This window comes from Bacteroides intestinalis DSM 17393, assembly GCF_000172175.1.
Taxonomy (GTDB): Bacteria; Bacteroidota; Bacteroidia; order Bacteroidales; family Bacteroidaceae; genus Bacteroides; species Bacteroides intestinalis.
The window spans coordinates 3,434,003-3,454,368 of sequence record NZ_ABJL02000008.1; the positions used below are offsets into that span (position 1 = coordinate 3,434,003).

Consider the following 20,366-nt stretch of genomic DNA (forward strand, 5'->3'; position numbering starts at 1 on the left):
GAATATTAAAAGTTATTAGCGGTGGGAATTGGCAAGTTCCATTAGGTAAGTGCCATATTCTGTTTTGCCAAGTTGCTCACCAAGACGGTAAAGCTGGTCGGCATCTATCCAACCCTTACGCCAGGCTATCTCTTCGATGCAGCTGACGCGGAAGCCCTGACGGTTCTGTATGGTAGCCACAAAGTTGCTTGCTTCCAGCAGGCTGTCACAGTTTCCGGTATCGAGCCATGCAAAACCACGACCGAAGATTTCGACTTTCAACGTGCCCTCGTCCAGATACAGACGATTCAAATCCGTAATTTCATATTCGCCACGGGCGGAAGGTTTCAGAGCGGCAGCCTTGGCAGTAACGGTAGAGTCGTAGAAATACAGACCGGGCACTGCATAGTTGCTCTTGGGCTGTGCAGGTTTCTCTTCAAGGGAAATCGCTTTTCCGTCGGCATCAAATTCCACCACACCATAAGCACGAGGGTCCTTCACATAATAACCGAAGATGCATGCACCTTTTTCAATGGAGGCAGCACGTTTCAGCATGGCAGAAAAGCCCTGTCCGTAGAACATGTTATCACCCAGAATGAGACATCCCGGCTCACCGTTCAGAAACTCGGCCCCCAACACGAAAGCCTGAGCCAGTCCGTTAGGCTGCTCTTGTATCTTATAAGCAAAGGACATTCCAAGCTCTTCACCCGTACCCAGCAATTCGCGAAACATGGGCAAGTCACGTGGAGTGGAGATAATCAGCACTTCGCGTATCCCCGCCAACATAAGCGTGGAAAGCGGATAATAAATCATTGGCTTGTCATAAACCGGCATAATCTGCTTGGAAATAGCCTTAGATAAGGGGTAAAGACGGGTGGCGCTACCACCGGCAAGAATAATTCCTTTCATATTTCAGTTCTTTTTTCGGTTGATACAAATATAGAATAAAATAAGAAGGAGGACAACGCCCCACGGCTCTCGGTGATCTATTCAGGCTACAAAGATAATGCAAACGGAATGCAGTACAAAATAATTTAAATTATTTTTAGGAGCTTTCTCACCCTGCGAGCTCTATCACTTCAAGGTCCTTGAACACTCCGTTGTCCACAATAAAGCGCACCATGGTACGTACTTTATGGAATCCGGAGATACCTGCAGCACCGGGATTGATGTGCAGCATATCGAGCGTTTTGTCATACTTTACCTTTAGTATATGGGAGTGTCCGCTGATGAAAAGCTTAGGCGGACGCACCAAGATACTGCCCCGTATGGAAGGATCATAATTGCCGGGATAACCGCCAATATGCTTTATCAATACCTCGGCACCATCGACCGTGAAACGGTTGATTTGCGGATAGACCTGACGGATGTCTTGCCCGTCGATGTTACCATACACGGCACGGAAAGGACGGAATGCCTCCAGCTTCCGGGCCACCTCCAGCGAACCGATGTCACCGGCATGCCAGATTTCGTCACACGTCTCGAAATATTGCAGATACTTTTCATCCCAATAGCCGTGTGTATCGGATAATAAACCAACTTTTGTCATCTTTCTTTTGTTTATCTGTGCAAAGGTAACTATATTTGGGCAAATCTTGATGAAACCATGGAAAACCAATATCAATATTTTAAACGGGACATCAGTTGGCTGTCATTCAACTACCGTGTCCTGCTGGAAGCGGAAGATGATACTCTTCCACTATACGAACGCATTAACTTTATATCCATTTATTCTTCCAACCTGGAAGAATTCTATAAAATACGCGTTGCCGACCATAAGGCAATAGCTACCGGTGCCGCACAAAGTGACGAGGAAACAGTACAATCGACCATCGAACTGGTAGACGCAATCAATCTTGAAGTAAACCGCCAGATGGAGGACCGTATCCGCATCTATGAACAGAAAATACTTCCTGCCCTGAAGAAAAACCATATCATCTTTTATCAGAGCCGCAACGTAGAACCGTTTCATCGTGACTTTGTACGACGTTTTTTCCGGGAAGAAATCTTCCCTTTCCTGCAGCCCGTACCTGTTTCCAAAGATAAGGTTATCTCCTTCCTGCGAGACAACCGCCTGTATCTGGCCGTCCGCCTTCACCTGAAAGGATTGCCGCCCGGTGCTCCCGGACGTACGCAGTACTTCGTGATGAAGCAACCTTACAGCAAAGTACCCCGTTTCATCGAACTACCCAAAGTGGGGAACAACTATTACCTGATGTTCATCGAAGATATCATCAAGGCCAATCTGGATGTGATCTTTCCCGGTTATGATGTGGACAGCAGTTATTGTATCAAGATTTCGCGCGATGCGGATATACTGATAGACGATGCCGCCAATACTTCCGAAATCATAGAACAGGTGAAGACCAAGGTGAAAAAGCGCAAGATAGGAGATGTCTGCCGTTTTGTGTACGACCGTGCCATGCCGCAGGACTTCCTCGACTACCTAATAGATGCTTTCCATATCGACCGCCGTGAACTGGTTCCGGGGGATAAGCACCTGAATCTGGAAGACTTACGACATCTGCCCAATCCGAATCCGAATATCCATCCCATCCGGAAACCGCAACCGATGAAGCTGACATGCCTCAACGAACGGGAGTCCATTTTTCAATATGTGGAGAAGAAGGATCTGTTATTGCATTACCCTTACCACTCTTTCGAGCACTTCACTCACTTCCTGTACGAGGCGGTGCACGAACCTACCGTACGCGAAATCATGGTAACCCAATACCGGGTGGCGGAAAACTCCGCTGTTATCAACACCCTGATAGCTGCCGCCCAAAATGGAAAGAAAGTCACGGTCTTCGTGGAACTGAAAGCCCGCTTCGATGAAGAGAATAACCTTGCCACCGCCGAAATGATGAAAGCATCGGGTATCAATATTATATATAGTATACCCAAATTAAAAGTACATGCCAAAGTTGCCCTCGTCCTGCGCCGTGACAAAGAGGATAAGAAACTGACCAGCTATGCATATATCAGCACCGGGAATTTCAATGAAAAGACCGCCACACTGTATGCCGACAGCGGACTCTTCACCTGCAATCCCATCATCGTCAATGACCTTCACAATCTGTTCCGCACCTTACGGGGAAAAGAGAATCCTGTATTCCACCGGTTACTGGTGGCACGCTTCAACCTGATACCGGAACTAAACCGCCTCATCGATCATGAAATGAAACTGGCAAGGAAGGGTAAGAAAGGCCGGATCATCCTTAAAATGAATGCGCTGCAGGACCCCACCATGATAGACCGTCTGTATGAAGCCTCACAGGCCGGTGTGGAAATAGACCTGATCATACGCGGCATTTGTTGCCTGATACCGGGACAGAAATACAGTCGTAACATTCGTGTAACACGTATTGTGGATACATTTCTGGAACATGCCCGTATATGGTACTTCGGTAATGGTGGCAATCCGAAGCTCTTCCTCGGTTCACCGGACTGGATGCGGCGTAATCTTTACCGCCGCATTGAAGCCGTGACCCCTATACTGGACCCCGATGCCAAGCAAGAACTGATAGACATGCTCTCCATCCAGCTTTCAGACAAGCGTAAGGCCTGTTTCGTGGATGAAAATTTGCATAACTGCTGGAAATCGGCCCATCCGCTGAAAGAAAAAGTACGTTCGCAGTATACCTTTTATGAATACTTGAAAGAGAGAATTGAATAGTTTTGTAACATTTCTGTAATATGTATGACACCTCGCTGCAACACGGTTTCCGTTCCTTTGCAGCCAGAAATAAAATACATCATTATGGAAACTATTTATCTATGCATTGTCATCTTCCTGTTCGTCCTCGCGGTGTTCGACCTCATCGTGGGCGTCAGTAATGATGCAGTCAATTTTCTCCAATCGTCAGTCGGTGCAAAAGCTGCATCTTTCAAAACCGTGTTGTTTATCGCCGGTATAGGCGTATTCATCGGCGCAGCATTGTCCAACGGCATGATGGATATTGCACGGCACGGTATCTATCAGCCACAGCACTTTTATTTTGCCGAAATCATGTGCATCCTGCTTGCCGTGATGCTAACGGACGTAGTCTTGCTGGATGTCTTCAACACAATGGGTATGCCTACTTCCACTACCGTGTCTATGGTATTCGAGCTACTCGGAGGTACATTTGCCCTGGCACTCATCAAAGTAAACAACAGCGACACACTGGGGCTCGGCGATCTTATCAATACAGACAAAGCCCTATCCGTCATTATGGCCATCTTCGTCTCCGTCGCCATTGCTTTCTTCTTCGGTATGCTGGTACAATGGCTGGCACGTGTAATATTCACTTTCAACTACAAGAAGAGGATGAAATACAGCATTGGTATCTTCGGAGGTATTGCTGTTACATCCATCATCTACTTTATGCTGATAAAGGGGTTGAAAGACAGTTCATTCATGACTGCTGACAACAAACAGTGGATACAGGATAACACGGCAATGCTGATCGGTAGCTGTTTCATTTTCTTTACGATACTCATGCAGGTGTTGCACTGGCTCAAAGTAAATGTATTCAAAGTAGTGGTGCTGCTGGGTACTTTCGCACTGGCACTCGCCTTTGCCGGCAATGACCTCGTAAACTTTATAGGTGTACCCTTAGCTGGTTATTCCTCTTTCATAGACTTTACAACCAACGGAGCAGGCAGTTCGCCGGACGGCTTCCTGATGACTTCACTCCTCGGCCCGGCCAAGACACCGTGGTATTTCCTCTTTGGAGCAGGTGTCATCATGGTATATGCCCTTTGTACTTCTAAAAAAGCGCATAATGTAATCAAAACTTCCGTCGACCTTGCCCGTCAGGATGAAGGAGAAGAAAACTTCGGAAGCACCCCTATCGCCCGTACACTGGTACGCTTCAGTATGACATTATCCAACGGAATATCCAAAGTAATGCCCGAAGGCACGAAACGCTGGCTCGATACCCGCTTCCGTAAAGACGAGGCCATCATTGCCGATGGTGCAGCTTTCGACCTGGTTCGCGCTTCGGTAAATCTGGTACTGGCCGGTCTGCTCATTGCTTTAGGTACTTCATTGAAACTTCCTCTTTCCACCACTTACGTAACGTTCATGGTTGCCATGGGTACCTCACTTGCCGACCGGGCCTGGGGACGTGACTCTGCCGTATTCCGTATAACAGGCGTACTCAGTGTAATCGGTGGCTGGTTCATCACTGCCGGTGCGGCATTTACCATCTGTTTCTTTGTGGCCATGGTTATCCATTTCGGAGGCACGTTTGCTATCATAGCACTGATCGGCCTGGCGATATTCACACTGATCCGCAGCCAGGTAATGTACAAGAAACGCAAAGCTAAAGAAAAGGGTAATGAGACCCTCAAACAGCTGATGCAAAGTAATAACAATACAGAAATTCTGGATTTGCTGCGTAAGCATACCCGCGAAGAACTGGTTAAGGTATTGGAGTTCACAGAAGAGAACTTCGAACGTACGGTTACTGCTTTCTTGCATGAGAACCTGCGCGGTCTGCGTCGTGCCATGGGATCGGTAAAATTCGAGAAACAACTCATTAAACAGATGAAACGTACAGGTACTCTTGCCATGTGTCGCTTAGACAACAATACTGTATTGGAAAAAGGCCTTTACTATTACCAGGGCAATGATTTTGCCAGCGAACTGGTTTACAGTATCGGACGCCTCTGCGAACCCTGCCTAGAGCACATCGACAATAATTTCAAGCCATTGGATACCATCCAGAAAGGTGAATTCTCTGATGTAACGGAAGATATCGTTTACTTACTACAGGTTTGCCGTCATAAGATGGAGAACAATGATTATGAGGATTTTGAAAATGAACTCCGGAAAGCGAATGATCTGAACGGACAACTGTCGCACCTGAAACGGGAAGAATTACAACGCATTCAGACTCAGTCCGGCAGTATCAAAGTCAGCATGGTATACCTGACAATGATACAGGAAGCACAAAATGTTGTTACTTACACTATTAACCTGATGAAGGTGAGCCGTAAGTTCCAATTGACAGAATAATTAAATATCAGTTTCAGACATAACGAAATGAGCCCTGCAACACAAATATTGCAGGGCTCATCTTATTTTTACTCTCCAAAGAATCAAGGACGTTTCAATCCCATTTTTGCCGCCCGTTCCATCATAAAAGCACGCGCTGCTTCGTATTCATTGGGAATCACCCCATCTAGAATGGCATCTTTAATGGCGCTTTTCAAAGCTCCCACTTCCCGGCAGGGTTCCAGATTGAAAGTTTCCATAATCTCTTCTCCACTGACAGGCGGTTGGAAATTGCGGACTCGGTCACGCTCTTCGAGGTCTTTCAACTTCTGGCGTACTAACTGGAAGTTATTCAGAAATCGCTGCTTACGCTCCATATTTTTAGAAGTGATATCAGCTTCACACAATGTCATCAAATCATCAATATCATCTCCGGCTTCAAAAAGAAGACGGCGGACAGCAGAATCGGTTACCACATCATCCGCTATCACAATAGGGCGCATATGCAGACTCACCAACTTCTGTACATACTTCATCTTCTCATTCATCGGCAGCTTCATCTTCCGGAAAATATCAGGAACCATCTTCTCACCAATGAAATTATGATTATGGAAAGTCCAACCTGCACGAGGCTCCCAACGTTTAGTGGCGGGTTTAGCTATATCATGCAGCAGTGCAGCCCACCGTAACCAAAGATTATCCGTTTTACGACTGATGTTATCGAGTACTTCCAATGTGTGATAGAAATTGTCCTTATGTGCCCGCCCATTACGTGTTTCCACACCTTGAAGGGCAGCCAGTTCCGGAAAAATCAGGGACAACAAACCGGAACGGTCCAAATCTATAAACCCTTTAGAGGGAATCGGAGAAAGTATTATCTTATTAAGTTCATCGGCAATACGCTCCTTGGAGATAATGGATATACGCCCACAGTTGCGGCACAAAGACTCAAATGTAGTATCATCAATATAAAAGTTCAGCTGAGTGGCAAAACGGATGCACCGCATCATGCGCAATGGGTCGTCACTAAATGTAATATCCGGGTCAAGAGGAGTACGGATTGTTTTTTCTTTCAGATCTTCTATACCACCGAAAGGGTCTACCAATTCTCCGAACCGGCTCTGATTCAGGCAGACAGCCAATGCATTGATAGTAAAATCCCGCCGATTCTGATCGTCTTCCAATGTACCGTCTTCAACGATGGGCTTACGGGAGTCGCGCTGATAAGACTCCTTACGTGCACCAACAAACTCCACTTCTATACCACGGTATTTTACTTGTGCGGTACCAAAATTCTTAAACAGGGCTACGTGTGCTCCACGTCCCAAGCGTTTACCCAGCGCTTCGGCCATCTCTATACCACTACCTACTACTACAACATCAATATCCTTAGAAGGGCGTTGCAGGAAAATATCGCGCACATATCCGCCGACTACATAACATTCCAATCCCAATTCATCTGCTGTCTCGGATATCCGTTTGAATATATCGTCGCTGAAATGCTGTTTCAGTTCTTCTGCCGTCAATTCTATCATACTATACTTTTTAAAATAATTATTTAGTTTTCATTGGAGAAAGTAGCACTGTTTTTGGTCTATATTCCCGGCCTCTCCTCTCTCCATTCTTATCTGATCCCTATCATCTCCGTAGTTACTCCATGTCTATACACTTGGACTTGGTATGGAGTTGGTACGGGCTTGATACGGAGTTGGTACGGCCCGGATATCAGATTGTTCTAAATTTCCGATATCTCCGGAAAACTAAAATACTATTTATCTATTTTCAGAGTGCAAAGATACGGATATTATTTCTAATTTTGTCCTCACTAACAGAACAACAGTAATTATGAAGAAAGTGACGCTTCTTGCGTGCCTCTGCTGCACGCTCTTATCTTGTGAAAATGTAGAGAAGAAAGCAGGTGAGAAACTGCAAACAGCCCGCGCAGCCTTCGAACGGGGAGACTTTAGCGAAGCAAAGATGCAGATAGATAGCATTAAAATACTATATCCCAAAGCTTTTGAAACCCGCCGGGAGGGCATCGGATTGATGCAACAAGTGGAACTGAAGGAGCAAGAAAAAACACTTGTTTACCTGGATAGCCTGCTTCAACAAAAACAAGGAGAACTGGATGCCCTGAAGGGTAGATTCACACTCGAAAAAGATGCCGAATATCAACAAATAGGTAACTATTTGCACCCTTCACAAGTTATAGAGAAGAATCTGCATCGTTCCTATCTACGTTTCCAAGTGAATGAAACCGGGCAAATGAGCATGACTTCCATTTATTGCGGTCCCAGCAATATTCACCATGTAGGCGTAAAAGTGGTCGCCCCTGATGGCAGTTTTGCTGAGACACCTGCTTCCAAAGATGGTTATGAAACCACCGATTTGGGAGAAAAAATAGAAAAGGCAGACTTCAAAATGGGAGAAGATGGTAATGTAATAGGATTCCTTTACTTGAATAAGGACAAGAATATCAAAGTGAACTATCAAGGCGAACGCTCCTACTCCACTACTATGTCTCCGATAGACCGCCAGGCATTGGCAGGGGTTTATGAACTGGCACAGATACTTTCATCCATCACTCAGATAAAAAAAGAGATGGAAGAGGCGAACTTGAAGATAGAATTCGTGAAACGAAAGATGCAGGAAAGAGAAGAAACAGAACAAGGAAAATAAACACGTAGACGATAACAAAGTAACAATAGTGATTAATTTGAATATTGGCTGAAACATATTTATCGCACAAGGTGAAGGCATAAAATAAGGAGCGCGGGACAACTACATTATGAAGTCATCCCGCGCTCATTATAGTATAATTTATGCTATGAAAATTCTGTTACCACTGTAATTGCGGCAGGAACTTGCTCAGGCAAGTACGCAATGCACTCAACGTAATGGGTTTCACCAATACTTCCGAAGCACCGGCAGCCATTGCATTTTCACGGTCAGCCGTAAAAGCATAGGCAGTCTGCATAATGATAGGAAGTTCCTTTTCTTCTTCGCGAATGATCTTTGTCGCTTCCAGACCATTCATGATAGGCATTTTGATATCCATAAGGATAGCAGCTGTCTTTCCACGGTTCTCTTTGAACAGACCAACCATCTCTTCACCGTTCTTTGCCCACAATATCTCGCATTTCTTGCCAATAATAGCTTTTATCAATTTAAAGTTGCTATCATCGTCTTCCGCTACCAGTATCAGCGGACGGTAATCTTCTGACAAATTCCCTGTTTCCATGACCAATGTATTTTTGTTTAATGAGGCAAAGATATAAAAAATAATATAAATGTACTATCTTTAGAGAAGATAAGCTGCATCTCGGCATAACTTTTTCATGCAAGCATGAAAGTTCTACGCTCAATTTGCACTATCTTTGCGCCTCAATTTAAAAATAGAGTATGATTTCAATAGACGGACTGGCCGTAGAATTTGGCGGCACCACCTTATTCAGTGATATCTCCTTCGTTATTAATGAAAAAGACCGCATCGCCCTGATGGGAAAGAACGGAGCGGGGAAAAGTACCTTACTGAAAATTCTGGCAGGAGTACGCCAACCTACCCGGGGTAAAATTTCAGCACCCAAAGACAGTGTAATCGCTTATCTGCCGCAGCACCTGATGACGGAAGACGGACGAACTGTATTTCAGGAAACAGCACAAGCCTTCTCACATCTGCATGAGATGGAAGCAGAAATAGAACGCCTCAACAAGGAGTTGGAAACTCGCACCGATTACGAAAGTGACAGTTATATGGAACTGATCGAAACAGTCTCTGCCCTGAGTGAGAAATTTTACTCCATCGACTCCACCAACTATGAGGAAGATGTGGAAAAAGCTTTGTTAGGACTCGGCTTCACACGCGAAGACTTTGACCGTCAGACCAGTGACTTCAGCGGTGGATGGCGTATGCGCATCGAACTTGCCAAGTTGCTGCTACAGAAACCAGATGTGTTGTTGCTGGATGAGCCTACCAATCACCTCGATATTGAAAGTATCCAGTGGCTGGAAGATTTCCTCATCAATAATGGTAAGGCTGTCATCGTCATCAGCCACGACCGTAAATTTGTGGATAACATCACTACCCGTACTATTGAAGTGACAATGGGACGGATTTATGACTATAAAGTAAATTACTCCAAATATCTGGAACTCCGCAAAGAACGTCGCGAACAACAGCAAAAGGCGTATGACGAACAACAGAAGTTCATAGCCGAAACCAAAGACTTCATCGAACGCTTCAAAGGCACTTATTCCAAAACTCTGCAAGTGCAAAGCCGCGTAAAGATGCTGGAGAAACTGGAAATCCTGGAAGTGGATGAGGAAGATACTTCGGCATTGCGGCTGAAGTTCCCGCCATCACCACGCTCAGGTAACTATCCTGTAATCATGGAAAACGTGGGCAAAACCTATGGTGACCATGTAGTATTCAAGAATGCTACGCTGACTGTGGAACGAGGAGACAAATTAGCCTTTGTCGGTAAAAACGGTGAGGGTAAGTCTACGCTGGTGAAGTGTATCATGAAAGAGATTGAGCACGACGGTACACTGACACTAGGGCACAATGTACAGATCGGCTATTTCGCACAGAACCAAGCGTCTATGTTGGATGAGAACCTTACGGTATTCCAAACGATTGACGATGTGGCAAAAGGTGAAATACGTAACAAGATACGCGACTTACTGGGTGCTTTTATGTTTGGCGGCCCTGAACAATCCATGAAAAAGGTGAAAGTGCTTTCCGGTGGAGAACGCACCCGGCTTGCTATGATTAAGTTGCTGCTGGAACCGGTGAACCTGCTGATTCTGGATGAGCCGACAAACCACCTGGACATGAAAACTAAAGATATCCTGAAGCAAGCTCTGCTGGATTTTGATGGTACACTGATTGTTGTAAGCCACGACCGTGACTTCTTGGACGGGCTGGTTACCAAGGTCTATGAATTCGGTAATAAACAAGTGAAAGAACACCTGAGCGGTATCTACGAATTCCTGGAAAAGAAGAAAATGGAGTCGCTCCGCGAACTGGAAAGGTAAACGTTCCTTAACAGGGCTTCAGCAACTTTTCTTGCGTCATAGTGTTTTATTTCCATAAACCTTTAACTACGAGAATAATGAAACGATATGACGCAATAATAATAGGATTTGGCAAAGGTGGAAAATTACTGGCAGCCGAATTAGCCAACCGCAACTGGAAAGTGGCGGTTATAGAACGTTCCCCTGAAATGTACGGTGGGACTTGTATAAACGTAGGATGCATCCCTACCAAAACCATGATACACGAAGCTGAATTTGCTGAGCGTATCTACCAGAATGATTATGAAAAACAGTCCAAGTTATATTCTCTTGCCCTGAAACGCAAAGACAAGTTGGTCATGTACCTACGGGAAAAGAATGTCGAGAGTCTGACAGGCAACCCTAATATCACATTGTATGACGGAACCGCTTCTTTTGTATGCGAAGATACGGTGAAAGTAACTCTTGCATCCGGAAAAGATGAAAAATCTTTCGAACTGGAAGGAAAAGAAATATTTATCAATACCGGTTCTATACCTATCCTGCCGGATATAGACGGATTAAGAGATAATAAATATGTATATACCAGTGAAACATTACTCCATGCAGATGTTCTTCCCCAACATTTACTAATCATAGGCAGTGGTGCCATCGGACTGGAATTCGCAACCATGTATGCCGGATTCGGCAGTAAGGTCACTATTCTGGAAGCCGGTAAACGTTTCCTGCCGAAAGCAGACCGGGAGATTGCCGAATACATGCAGGAAAGTTTAAAAAGGAAAAATATAGAGATACGCCTGAATGCCCGCGTGCAGTCATTGCATGATACAGCAGACGGTATCACAGCTGCCTATACGGATGCCTCGGACGATACACCTTATTTTCTGGAAGGAGATGCCCTGCTCATTGCAACAGGCCGTAAACCGATGATAGATGATCTGCATCTGGAAAAAGCCAGAGTACAAGTCAACGCACAGGGAGCAATAATTGTAAATGAACAATTACGCACTACTGTACCACATATCTGGGCTTTGGGGGATGTGAGAGGCGGAGAAATGTATGATTACCTTTCCATCGATGACTCCCGCATTATCCTGAATCATTTATTCGGTAATAAGGAACGATCTATCGACGACCGCAATCCTGTGCCTTACGCCATCTTCACAGATCCTCCGATGGCACATATCGGTCTGACAGAGGAAGATGCTGTGAAACGAGGTTATCCTATCAAGATATCACGTTTGCCAGCCTCAGCTATTCCGCGTGCGCGTACTTTGCAGAATATGGATGGCATGTTGAAAGCTATCGTAAATACGGATACAGAGAAAATTCTGGGCTGTTCCCTCTTTTGTGTGAATGCACCGGAACTTATTAATCTGGTAGCGTTTGCCATAAAGACCGGACAGAAATCTTCAGCTTTACGTAGCTTTATATTCACCCATCCCAGTATGAGTGAAGGTTTAAATGGATTATTCAAGGCTTTTTAATAACTAACATTTGGTAATTAAGCCGTTAACCTCTATCTTTGTCCGCAATTAAAAAATTAAGATGCAGAAGAAACGGTATATAACATTTTTCCTAATGTTCATCAGCATGGTCATGCTGGTAGTGCCGGTTATTCCTCATCACCACCACAACAACGGGTTGATATGCATGAAGAATGATATAGCTCCCGATTGTTGCGGACAACAACACAACTCGGATAACGAACATTGCTGTTGCGATACGGGATGTGTAACGACTCACTTCTTCCAGCAAACTCCCAGCTCGGACAATGGATGGGCACATCCGGACTTTCCGCTGGTTATTACATTGTTTTCCGAACCACTCCTCCGATTATTAGTCCTACCCGAAGAAAGCGGGCAAAGACAGGACTGCATATACCAGGAATCACTTCATGGCACGTATCTTACACGTGCCACAGGACTTCGCGCACCTCCGTGTGTTCTTACTTTATCGTAAAGTCTGCAACTTTATTGCAGGCTTTTATCTCTAATTTTGCACACTGATAAAAGTAAGAACATAAAAATATCATCATGAAAAAAATTCTTTTTATGGGAGTCATGGGTCTATTCCTATTGGGTTCCTGCAATAGTAAATCCGGCGACGGACACGAAGGTCATAATCATGAAACAGAAAAGCATGAGCACGAAGGTTGCGAGCATGATCATGAGAGCGAAGACCACAATCACGAAGGTGACGACCACGACCACGATGGACATGACCACGGTGAAGTAGCAGCAGCCGGACATAGCGACGAAATCATTCTGCCCCCCGCAAAGGCGCAGGCTGCCGGAGTAAAATCCAATGTTGTAGAACCGGGAATTTTCCATCAAGTTATAAAAACCAGCGGCCAGGTAATGGCAGCACAGGGAGATGAGAGTGTTGCTGTAGCAACCGTAGCAGGCGTGGTATCTTTCCGCGGAAAGATTATTGAAGGCATGAGTGTCAGTAAAGGAGCACCGCTGGTTATATTGTCTTCTAAAAATATGGCGGATGGTGATCCGGTAGAACGGGCGCGCATCGCCTATGAAGTTTCCAAGAAAGAATACGAGCGTATGAAAGCCCTCGTAGGAAATAAGATTGTTTCTGAAAAGGATTTCGCTCAGGCTGAACAAGCGTATGAGAATGCACGTATCAGCTACGAAGCCGTAGCCAAAAACAGTTCGGCAAGCGGGCAAGCCGTGGTTTCCCCCATCAGTGGGTATGTAAAAAGCCTGTTAGTGAAAGAAGGCGATTACGTAGCGGTGGGACAACCGTTAGTCAGCATTACGCAAAACCGCAAATTATTCTTGCGTGCTGACGTTTCAGAGAAATATTACCAATATCTTCGTACTATTGGTTCTGCTAACTTCTGTACTCCTTATAATAATAAGGTATACGCATTGAAAGACTTAGACGGACGTCTTCTCTCTTATGGCAAAGCCTCGGGTGGAGACGGTGGATATTATGTACCTGTAACCTTTGAGTTTGACAACAAAGGTGATATCATCCCCGGTTCCTTTGTAGAAATCTTCTTATTGTCTTCCCCTATAGAAAATGTAATATCCCTACCCCATTCAGCATTGACTGAAGAACAAGGCAGTTTCTTTGTCTACCTGCAACTGGATGAAGAAGGATATAAGAAACAACTCGTGACTCTTGGAGCCGATAACGGTGAAAGCGTACAGATTCTCTCAGGTGTAAAAGCAGGAGACCGCGTGGTAACCGAAGGAGCTTATCAAGTGAAACTGGCAAGCGCTACAAATGCAATACCGGCACACAGTCACGAACACTAAAAAAACAGTGGTAAGTGATGAAGTTATAGAGTGATAAAGCAACTTCACCCTATCACATTATCACATTAACACTCTAACACTTTAATCAACATGTTAAACAAGATTATACATTTCTCACTTCATAACCGCATCCTGGTGCTTGTGGCCTCGGTGTTGTTACTGATAGGCGGAACTTACACCGCCATGCACACGGAAGTGGACGTATTTCCAGATCTCAATGCACCTACGGTTGTCATCATGACTGAGGCAAACGGTATGGCGGCAGAAGAAGTGGAACAACTCGTCACATTTCCTGTTGAAACAGCAGTGAACGGTGCAACAGGTGTGCGCCGCGTACGTTCTTCATCTACCAATGGATTCTCAGTAGTATGGGTAGAATTCGATTGGGATACGGATATTTATCTGGCCCGGCAAATTGTCAGCGAGAAGCTGGCTGTTGTAAGCGAAAGCTTACCTACCGGGGTAGGTAAACCGACACTGGGTCCACAATCATCCATTCTGGGCGAGATGCTGATTATCGGTCTGACTGCCGACTCTACCTCTATGCTTGACCTGCGTACAATAGCTGACTGGACCATCCGTCCGCGCTTACTCTCTACAGGCGGTGTGGCACAGGTAGCAGTACTGGGTGGTGATATAAAGGAATATCAGATACAATTAGATCCGGAACGGATGCGGCATTACGGCGTTACGCTGAATGAAATTATGACCGTAACCCGTGAAATGAATCTGAATGCAAACGGTGGTGTGCTATATGAATATGGCAATGAATACATTGTACGTGGAGTACTTTCTACCGATCGGGTAGATCAACTGGCACGTGCCGTGGTACGTGGTGGAACCGCTTCGGGCAGTGCTCCTATTCTGTTGGAAGACATTGCAGACGTACACATTGGAGCAAAATTACCCAAACTGGGTACAGCATCTGAACGGGGTAAAGCTGCCGTATTGTTGACTGTAACCAAACAACCGGCCACCAGCACGCTGGAATTAACGGATAAATTGGAAGCATCTTTAGAAGATTTACAGAAAAATCTGCCACCGGATGTAAAGGTCAGCACAGACATTTTCCGACAAAGTCGCTTTATCGAAAGCTCCATCGGAAACGTACAGAAGTCCTTGTTCGAAGGAGGTATCTTCGTGGTGATTGTACTATTCCTGTTCCTTGCAAATGTACGTACAACAGTGATCTCATTGGTTACACTACCACTTTCATTGATTACTTCACTGGTGACGCTGCATTATATGGGATTCACAATCAACACAATGAGTCTCGGTGGTCTTGCCATCGCTATCGGTTCGTTAGTGGATGATGCCATTGTGGACGTGGAAAACGTATATAAACGACTCCACGAAAACAAGTTGAAACCTGTGGAAGAACGACTTTCCATATTGGAAGTGGTATTCAACGCATCGAAAGAAGTACGTATGCCTATCCTGAACTCTACGCTGATTATCGTAGTTAGTTTCGTGCCCTTATTCTTCCTCACAGGTATGGAAGGCCGCATGCTGGTTCCTCTGGGTATTGCGTTCATTGTAGCATTGGCTGCTTCTACGGTAGTGGCACTGACGGTTACACCGGTACTTTGCTCTTATCTTTTGGGAAAAGACAAGAAGAAGGAAGAGAAAGAAAGCAGTGACTCGTATGTAGCACGTAAAATGAAACAATGGTATGGCGCTGCACTGGCTTTCGTACTGGGACATAAGAAGATCGTATTGGGCAGTACTATTGGTTTGTTCGTAGTAGCCTTGGCATGTTTCTTCACATTGGGCCGTTCGTTCCTGCCACCTTTCAACGAAGGTTCGTTTACGATCAACATATCTTCTTTGCCGGGTATCTCGTTGGAAGAAAGTGACAAGATGGGGCATCGTGCAGAGGAATTGCTACTCAGTATTCCTGAAATACAAACCGTTGCCCGCAAGACCGGACGTGCCGAACTGGATGAACATGCACTTGGAGTGAATGTTTCCGAAATAGAGGCTCCGTTCGAATTGAAAGATCGTTCACGTAGCGAAATGGTTGCTGAAGTACGCGAGAAATTGGGCACCATCGTAGGAGCGAACATAGAAATCGGGCAACCTATCAGTCATCGTATCGATGCTATGCTTAGCGGTACGAAAGCAAACATTGCTATTAAACTGTTCGGTGATGACCTGAACCGTATGTTTACTTTGGGTAATGAAATCAAAAGTGCCATCCAAGATATTCCTGGTATTGCCGACTTGAATGTGGAGCAACAGATAGAACGTCCTCAGCTTATCATTTCGCCCAAGCGAGAAATGTTGGCTAAGTTTGGTATCTCATTACCGGAATTCTCTGAGTTCGTGAATGTCTGTCTTGCAGGAGAAACCGTATCACAAGTTTACGAAAAGGGCAAAAGTTTTGACCTCACTGTACGTGTACGTGATGATCTTCGCGACGAAATGGAGAAGATACGCAACTTGATGATAGATACCAGCGACGGAAAGAAAATACCGTTGAACTACATCGCCGAAGTGCGTTCTGCAATGGGGCCGAATACTATCAGCCGCGAGAACGTAAAACGTAAAATTGTGATCTCTGCCAATGTTGCCGACCGTGACTTGCGCAGTGTGGTGAATGATATTCAGGCTCGCGTGGACAAGGACATCAAATTGCCGGAAGGATATCACCTTGAATACGGCGGTCAGTTTGAGAGCGAACAGGCAGCAAGCCGCACCTTATTACTCACATCGCTGATGAGTATTGCAGTGATCTTCTTACTACTTTATCATGAATTCCGCAGTGTGAAGGAAAGTGCGATTATTCTTATCAACCTGCCGTTGGCATTGATCGGTGGTGTATTTGCTTTGTTGATGACAACGGGAGAAGTGAGTATTCCTGCTATTATCGGTTTTATTTCACTGTTCGGTATTGCTACCCGAAACGGTATGTTGTTGATCAGCCACTACAACCACTTGCAACGGGAAGAAGGACTGAATGTGTATGACAGTGTAATCCGCGGTTCAATGGACCGTTTGAATCCAATTCTGATGACCGCGTTGTCTTCTGCTCTTGCACTTATTCCGTTGGCACTGGGAGGTGATTTGCCGGGTAATGAAATCCAAAGCCCGATGGCGAAGGTTATTCTCGGAGGTCTTTTAACTTCCACGTTCCTGAACGGTTTCATCATTCCGATTGTTTATCTGATGATGCACCGGAAACCGGCGAATTAACATCCATATAACTATTAACAATATCAAATAATGAAACGAATTCTTATATTTAGTTTTATCACTTTTTTCCTATATGCGGGGATGCGTGCCCAATCGATTGGCATAGACGAAGTGCTGCACCGCATTGAAGCGAACAATAAGGAGTTGCAGGCTAATGCGCAACTTATCACTTCACAGAAATTGGAAAACAAGTCGGAAAACAATTTGCCTGATCCCACTCTCTCGTATGCCCATTTGTGGGGTTCGGAAGATAAGAGCGAGACGATAGGTGAACTTGTTGTTTCCCAAAGCTTTGATTTCCCTACTTTATATGCTACACGCGGAAAAGTAAATCGACTCAAAACCGGTGCGCTTGATGCACAGTCTGCTGCTTTCCGTCAACAATTGTTGTTGCAAGCCAAGGAGCTTTGTTTCGATATCATCATGTTACAGCATCAGCAAGTGATTCTGGATGAACGCATGAAACAGGCTGAGGAACTCTCCACATACTACAAGAAACGTCTGGAAACAGGTGATGCCAATGTATTGGAAACAAACAAAATCAATCTGGAATTACTGAATGTACGTACAGAGTTCCGCGCCAATCAGACTGCGCTTGATAATGCCTGGAAATCTCTCCTTGCACTCAACGGAGACCAGTCTTTGCAAGACAATGAACTGAGCAGTTTCCGTTCCATCAATGATTATCCATTGCCGCTTCTTCCTAACAACTATGAACAGTTACGTTCGGAAGTGTTGGCAGCCGATCAGACTTTGCTGTCATTGAGCAGTGAAAGTGCTGCTGCCCGCAAACAGATTTCTGCAAGTAAGCAAGGCTGGTTGCCAAAATTGGAACTGGGATATCGCCGTAATACTGAGTCCGGTACTCCGTTCAATGGAGTTGTAGTGGGCTTTTCTTTCCCACTGTTTGAAAACCGCAATAAGGTGAAGATAGCCAAAGCACAATCTCTGAATCTCGACTATCAGAAAGAGAACGCTACTTTTCAAGCTGAGGCGACCTTAGCAAAACTGTATAGTGAGGCGCAATCATTGCAAACCTCCATACAGGAATATAGGGAAGCATTCAGTTCACAACAAGATCTTGCATTACTGAAACAAGCCCTTACCGGTGGACAGATCAGCGTGATAGAGTATTTTGTAGAAGTTTCTGTGATTTATCAAAGTAAACAGAATCTGCTTCAATTGGAAAATCAGTATCAGAAGGTAATGGCACAGATATATAAGAGTAAACTATAAGAATATATTCTTATTATATTTATAAAGAAAGCGAAGAACCAACTCCGGCAATTGAAGGAGTTGATTCTTCGCTTTCTTTATAAATAGCATAACAAATCACAGTTTCGTAATTTTCCCCATAAAGAGAATTGCTCCCGTACTCTTTTCCTTAATCACAAAAGCAAAAGGACGGTCTACATAGAAAGATATAGGAGTAGATGGTCCAACGGAAGTTTCAAACATTCCACCAACTGTAACAGCTGCTGCTTCAGTGCCTTCCTCATCTACATTTACATAAGTAAATTGCTGCAAAAGACCAATATATAACTCGGCTGCCGACATTTTAGAGAAATCAGCCTTATAACCATCAAAGGCATCCTTCATCCCCATAGCAACCATATCCTCTATGAGCATCTTGTTATACTCCACTTTGAAACGGGGAAGTTTAACCTGCAATTGTCTGCCCGACAAAGCTGCATTCCACTCTTTCCAGTTTTCATAAGTCAACTCGGACAAACTCTCATCCAAAGTCTTATCCACGGCAGGCAATAAGAGCACCATACTGAAAGCTTAGTTACCATACGGCAATTCTGCGATGGAGAATGCTGAGTTCTGAGCATAATTAAACGTTTCTGTCTGATTCATCATATTCACTTTCTGCTCAGTACCATCAGAATTAGTAAAATTTTCCTGGCGAGTATCCGATTTTTGGAATTGACTCTTCCAGATACCTTTGAAGTAGAGTGCATTAATCAAATACATACGTGCATCTTCCGGTATTCTCTGTATAACCTCTTTTATACAATTATTCGTCTGCTCGGCACACCATTGGTTTATCACATCTTTCGCTGTGGGAGATGCAAAGTCAAGCTCCTGCACCTGTGCATCGTACATTTTCTTATTCACATCCACAAAGGAGTCGTAAACCTTAAAACCTTCCTTTATCCAGATAGAATTGGCAATTCCTAATTGAGTGGTATTATCCAAATCCAATAAAGCTGAAGTTAGTTTTTGATTATAGTTATTCAGATCATCAAGAGAGAAAGAAGCGGCAGGAAATCCCAATACGTTCTGCATTTCAGTAAGCGTATTGCCCGAAGCTCCGTTAGTAATCATTGATAAGCAAAGCGATGCACTCAATGGAGACACAAAGACATTCGGCTTTTCCTTTTCGGTACTGCACACCTGATCGAAGAAACGGAAAGCAAAGTCTGTACCTTTGTCCATTAAAGCTTGTTCCACACGGGTGAGATTGATGTCTTGACGTGGTTTAGGTTCCGGTTGAGGAGGGTTCTCATCATTCTGACAAGCTGCAAGGATACTGAGTAGGCTTAGCGCAGCAATAGTTTTCTTTAGCATAAGCATTATAGTATTAGTTTTCTATTAAGTTACTCTGTTAGAATAAATGCATAAATTTATAAAATACTGCACCACATTACAAATTAAACATAAATCTTTCTTATCTTTGCTCCCGGTTTTGTTGGAGTATGCCTTTCGGTATACTCCATGAAAAGGGAATTGGGTGTGACTCCCAAACAGTCCCGCTGCTGTGATCTCCTATTGCAGGATTTGCCAATCACCTGTGCCACTGCCAATATTCGTATGGTGGGAAGGCGGTAAATCCGGAGTAAGTCAGAAGACCTGCAAAACCGATCATTTCTTATGCCTTCGAGGAAAGGGCATGAGGTGTATCTATTTTT

General features: G+C 44.6%; 13 protein-coding genes, 1 pseudogene and 1 riboswitch. Of the genes and pseudogenes, 9 read left to right on the forward strand and 5 right to left on the reverse strand.

Annotated features, from left to right (window positions below; genetic code table 11):
• Window positions 1–15: 15 nt before the first annotated feature.
• Together rfbA and BACINT_RS23120 are read right to left on the reverse strand one after the other, a co-directional pair.
• Window positions 16–888, reverse strand: a complete 873-nt coding sequence (gene rfbA, locus BACINT_RS23115; RefSeq protein WP_007667881.1) for a glucose-1-phosphate thymidylyltransferase RfbA — start codon at window positions 886–888, stop codon at window positions 16–18.
• A 148-nt stretch (window positions 889–1,036) separates the two neighbouring features.
• The gene (locus BACINT_RS23120; RefSeq protein WP_007667884.1) at window positions 1,037–1,528 is read right to left on the reverse strand and encodes a metallophosphoesterase family protein; all 492 of its coding nucleotides are present in this window, start codon (window positions 1,526–1,528) and stop codon (window positions 1,037–1,039) included.
• Window positions 1,529–1,585: 57 nt separating this feature from the next.
• Between BACINT_RS23120 and BACINT_RS23125 the strand changes: the two genes are divergently transcribed.
• Window positions 1,586–3,655 (forward strand): RNA degradosome polyphosphate kinase, encoded by a 2,070-nt coding sequence (locus BACINT_RS23125; RefSeq protein ID WP_007667886.1) that lies wholly within the window; start codon window positions 1,586–1,588, stop codon window positions 3,653–3,655.
• Between the two features lie 84 nt (window positions 3,656–3,739).
• Window positions 3,740–5,983, forward strand: coding sequence for an inorganic phosphate transporter (locus BACINT_RS23130; RefSeq protein WP_007667889.1), 2,244 nt, complete (start codon window positions 3,740–3,742; stop codon window positions 5,981–5,983).
• Window positions 5,984–6,066: 83 nt separating this feature from the next.
• Here BACINT_RS23130 and BACINT_RS23135 read toward each other — a convergent pair whose 3' ends face one another.
• Window positions 6,067–7,497 carry a CCA tRNA nucleotidyltransferase gene (locus BACINT_RS23135; protein ID WP_007667892.1) on the reverse strand — a complete coding sequence of 477 codons (1,431 nt, stop codon included), beginning with the start codon at window positions 7,495–7,497 and terminating at the stop codon, window positions 6,067–6,069.
• Window positions 7,498–7,807: 310 nt separating this feature from the next.
• Here BACINT_RS23135 and BACINT_RS23140 point away from each other — a divergent pair, with 310 nt between their 5' ends.
• Window positions 7,808–8,641 (forward strand): hypothetical protein, encoded by an 834-nt coding sequence (locus BACINT_RS23140; RefSeq protein ID WP_007667899.1) that lies wholly within the window; start codon window positions 7,808–7,810, stop codon window positions 8,639–8,641.
• A gap of 160 nt (window positions 8,642–8,801) precedes the next feature.
• Here BACINT_RS23140 and BACINT_RS23145 read toward each other — a convergent pair whose 3' ends face one another.
• A complete protein-coding gene (locus BACINT_RS23145) occupies window positions 8,802–9,203 on the reverse strand; it encodes a response regulator (protein ID WP_007667900.1) in 402 nt (133 codons plus the stop codon).
• 161 nt (window positions 9,204–9,364) lie between these two features.
• On the opposite strand from BACINT_RS23145, the gene BACINT_RS23150 reads away from it, so the two are divergent.
• The 6 genes from BACINT_RS23150 to BACINT_RS23170 all read left to right on the forward strand — a co-directional run bounded on the left by BACINT_RS23150 (window position 9,365) and on the right by BACINT_RS23170 (window position 18,687).
• Window positions 9,365–10,999 (forward strand): ABC-F family ATP-binding cassette domain-containing protein, encoded by a 1,635-nt coding sequence (locus BACINT_RS23150; protein WP_007667901.1) that lies wholly within the window; start codon window positions 9,365–9,367, stop codon window positions 10,997–10,999.
• 77 nt (window positions 11,000–11,076) lie between these two features.
• Entirely contained in the window at window positions 11,077–12,465 is a 1,389-nt protein-coding gene (locus BACINT_RS23155) for an FAD-dependent oxidoreductase (RefSeq protein ID WP_007667902.1), read from the forward strand.
• A 61-nt stretch (window positions 12,466–12,526) separates the two neighbouring features.
• Window positions 12,527–12,940 (forward strand): DUF6769 family protein, encoded by a 414-nt coding sequence (locus BACINT_RS23970; RefSeq protein WP_021967327.1) that lies wholly within the window; start codon window positions 12,527–12,529, stop codon window positions 12,938–12,940.
• Between the two features lie 74 nt (window positions 12,941–13,014).
• Entirely contained in the window at window positions 13,015–14,256 is a 1,242-nt protein-coding gene (locus BACINT_RS23160) for an efflux RND transporter periplasmic adaptor subunit (protein WP_007667905.1), read from the forward strand.
• Window positions 14,257–14,346: 90 nt separating this feature from the next.
• On the forward strand, window positions 14,347–17,451 hold the full coding sequence (locus BACINT_RS23165) for an efflux RND transporter permease subunit (RefSeq protein WP_007667907.1): 3,105 nt from the start codon (window positions 14,347–14,349) through the stop codon (window positions 17,449–17,451).
• 30 nt (window positions 17,452–17,481) lie between these two features.
• Window positions 17,482–18,687, forward strand: a complete 1,206-nt coding sequence (locus BACINT_RS23170; RefSeq protein WP_007667909.1) for a TolC family protein — start codon at window positions 17,482–17,484, stop codon at window positions 18,685–18,687.
• 96 nt (window positions 18,688–18,783) lie between these two features.
• Here BACINT_RS23170 and BACINT_RS23175 read toward each other — a convergent pair.
• A pseudogene (locus BACINT_RS23175) lies at window positions 18,784–20,025 on the reverse strand (serpin family protein).
• A gap of 101 nt (window positions 20,026–20,126) precedes the next feature.
• Window positions 20,127–20,329, forward strand: a riboswitch (cobalamin riboswitch).
• Window positions 20,330–20,366 lie beyond the last annotated feature (37 nt).

Excerpts from the sequence above, each read along its gene's own strand:
- rfbA (WP_007667881.1), bottom strand. The coding sequence starts at position 888 with ATGAAAGGAATTATTCTTGCCGGTGGTAGCGCCACCCGTCTTTACCCC.
- BACINT_RS23120 (WP_007667884.1), bottom strand. The coding sequence starts at position 1,528 with ATGACAAAAGTTGGTTTATTATCCGATACACACGGCTATTGGGATGAA.
- BACINT_RS23125 (WP_007667886.1), top strand. The coding sequence starts at position 1,586 with ATGGAAAACCAATATCAATATTTTAAACGGGACATCAGTTGGCTGTCA.
- BACINT_RS23130 (WP_007667889.1), top strand. The coding sequence starts at position 3,740 with ATGGAAACTATTTATCTATGCATTGTCATCTTCCTGTTCGTCCTCGCG.
- BACINT_RS23135 (WP_007667892.1), bottom strand. The coding sequence starts at position 7,497 with ATGATAGAATTGACGGCAGAAGAACTGAAACAGCATTTCAGCGACGAT.
- BACINT_RS23140 (WP_007667899.1), top strand. The coding sequence starts at position 7,808 with ATGAAGAAAGTGACGCTTCTTGCGTGCCTCTGCTGCACGCTCTTATCT.
- BACINT_RS23145 (WP_007667900.1), bottom strand. The coding sequence starts at position 9,203 with ATGGAAACAGGGAATTTGTCAGAAGATTACCGTCCGCTGATACTGGTA.
- BACINT_RS23150 (WP_007667901.1), top strand. The coding sequence starts at position 9,365 with ATGATTTCAATAGACGGACTGGCCGTAGAATTTGGCGGCACCACCTTA.
- BACINT_RS23155 (WP_007667902.1), top strand. The coding sequence starts at position 11,077 with ATGAAACGATATGACGCAATAATAATAGGATTTGGCAAAGGTGGAAAA.
- BACINT_RS23970 (WP_021967327.1), top strand. The coding sequence starts at position 12,527 with ATGCAGAAGAAACGGTATATAACATTTTTCCTAATGTTCATCAGCATG.
- BACINT_RS23160 (WP_007667905.1), top strand. The coding sequence starts at position 13,015 with ATGAAAAAAATTCTTTTTATGGGAGTCATGGGTCTATTCCTATTGGGT.
- BACINT_RS23165 (WP_007667907.1), top strand. The coding sequence starts at position 14,347 with ATGTTAAACAAGATTATACATTTCTCACTTCATAACCGCATCCTGGTG.
- BACINT_RS23170 (WP_007667909.1), top strand. The coding sequence starts at position 17,482 with ATGAAACGAATTCTTATATTTAGTTTTATCACTTTTTTCCTATATGCG.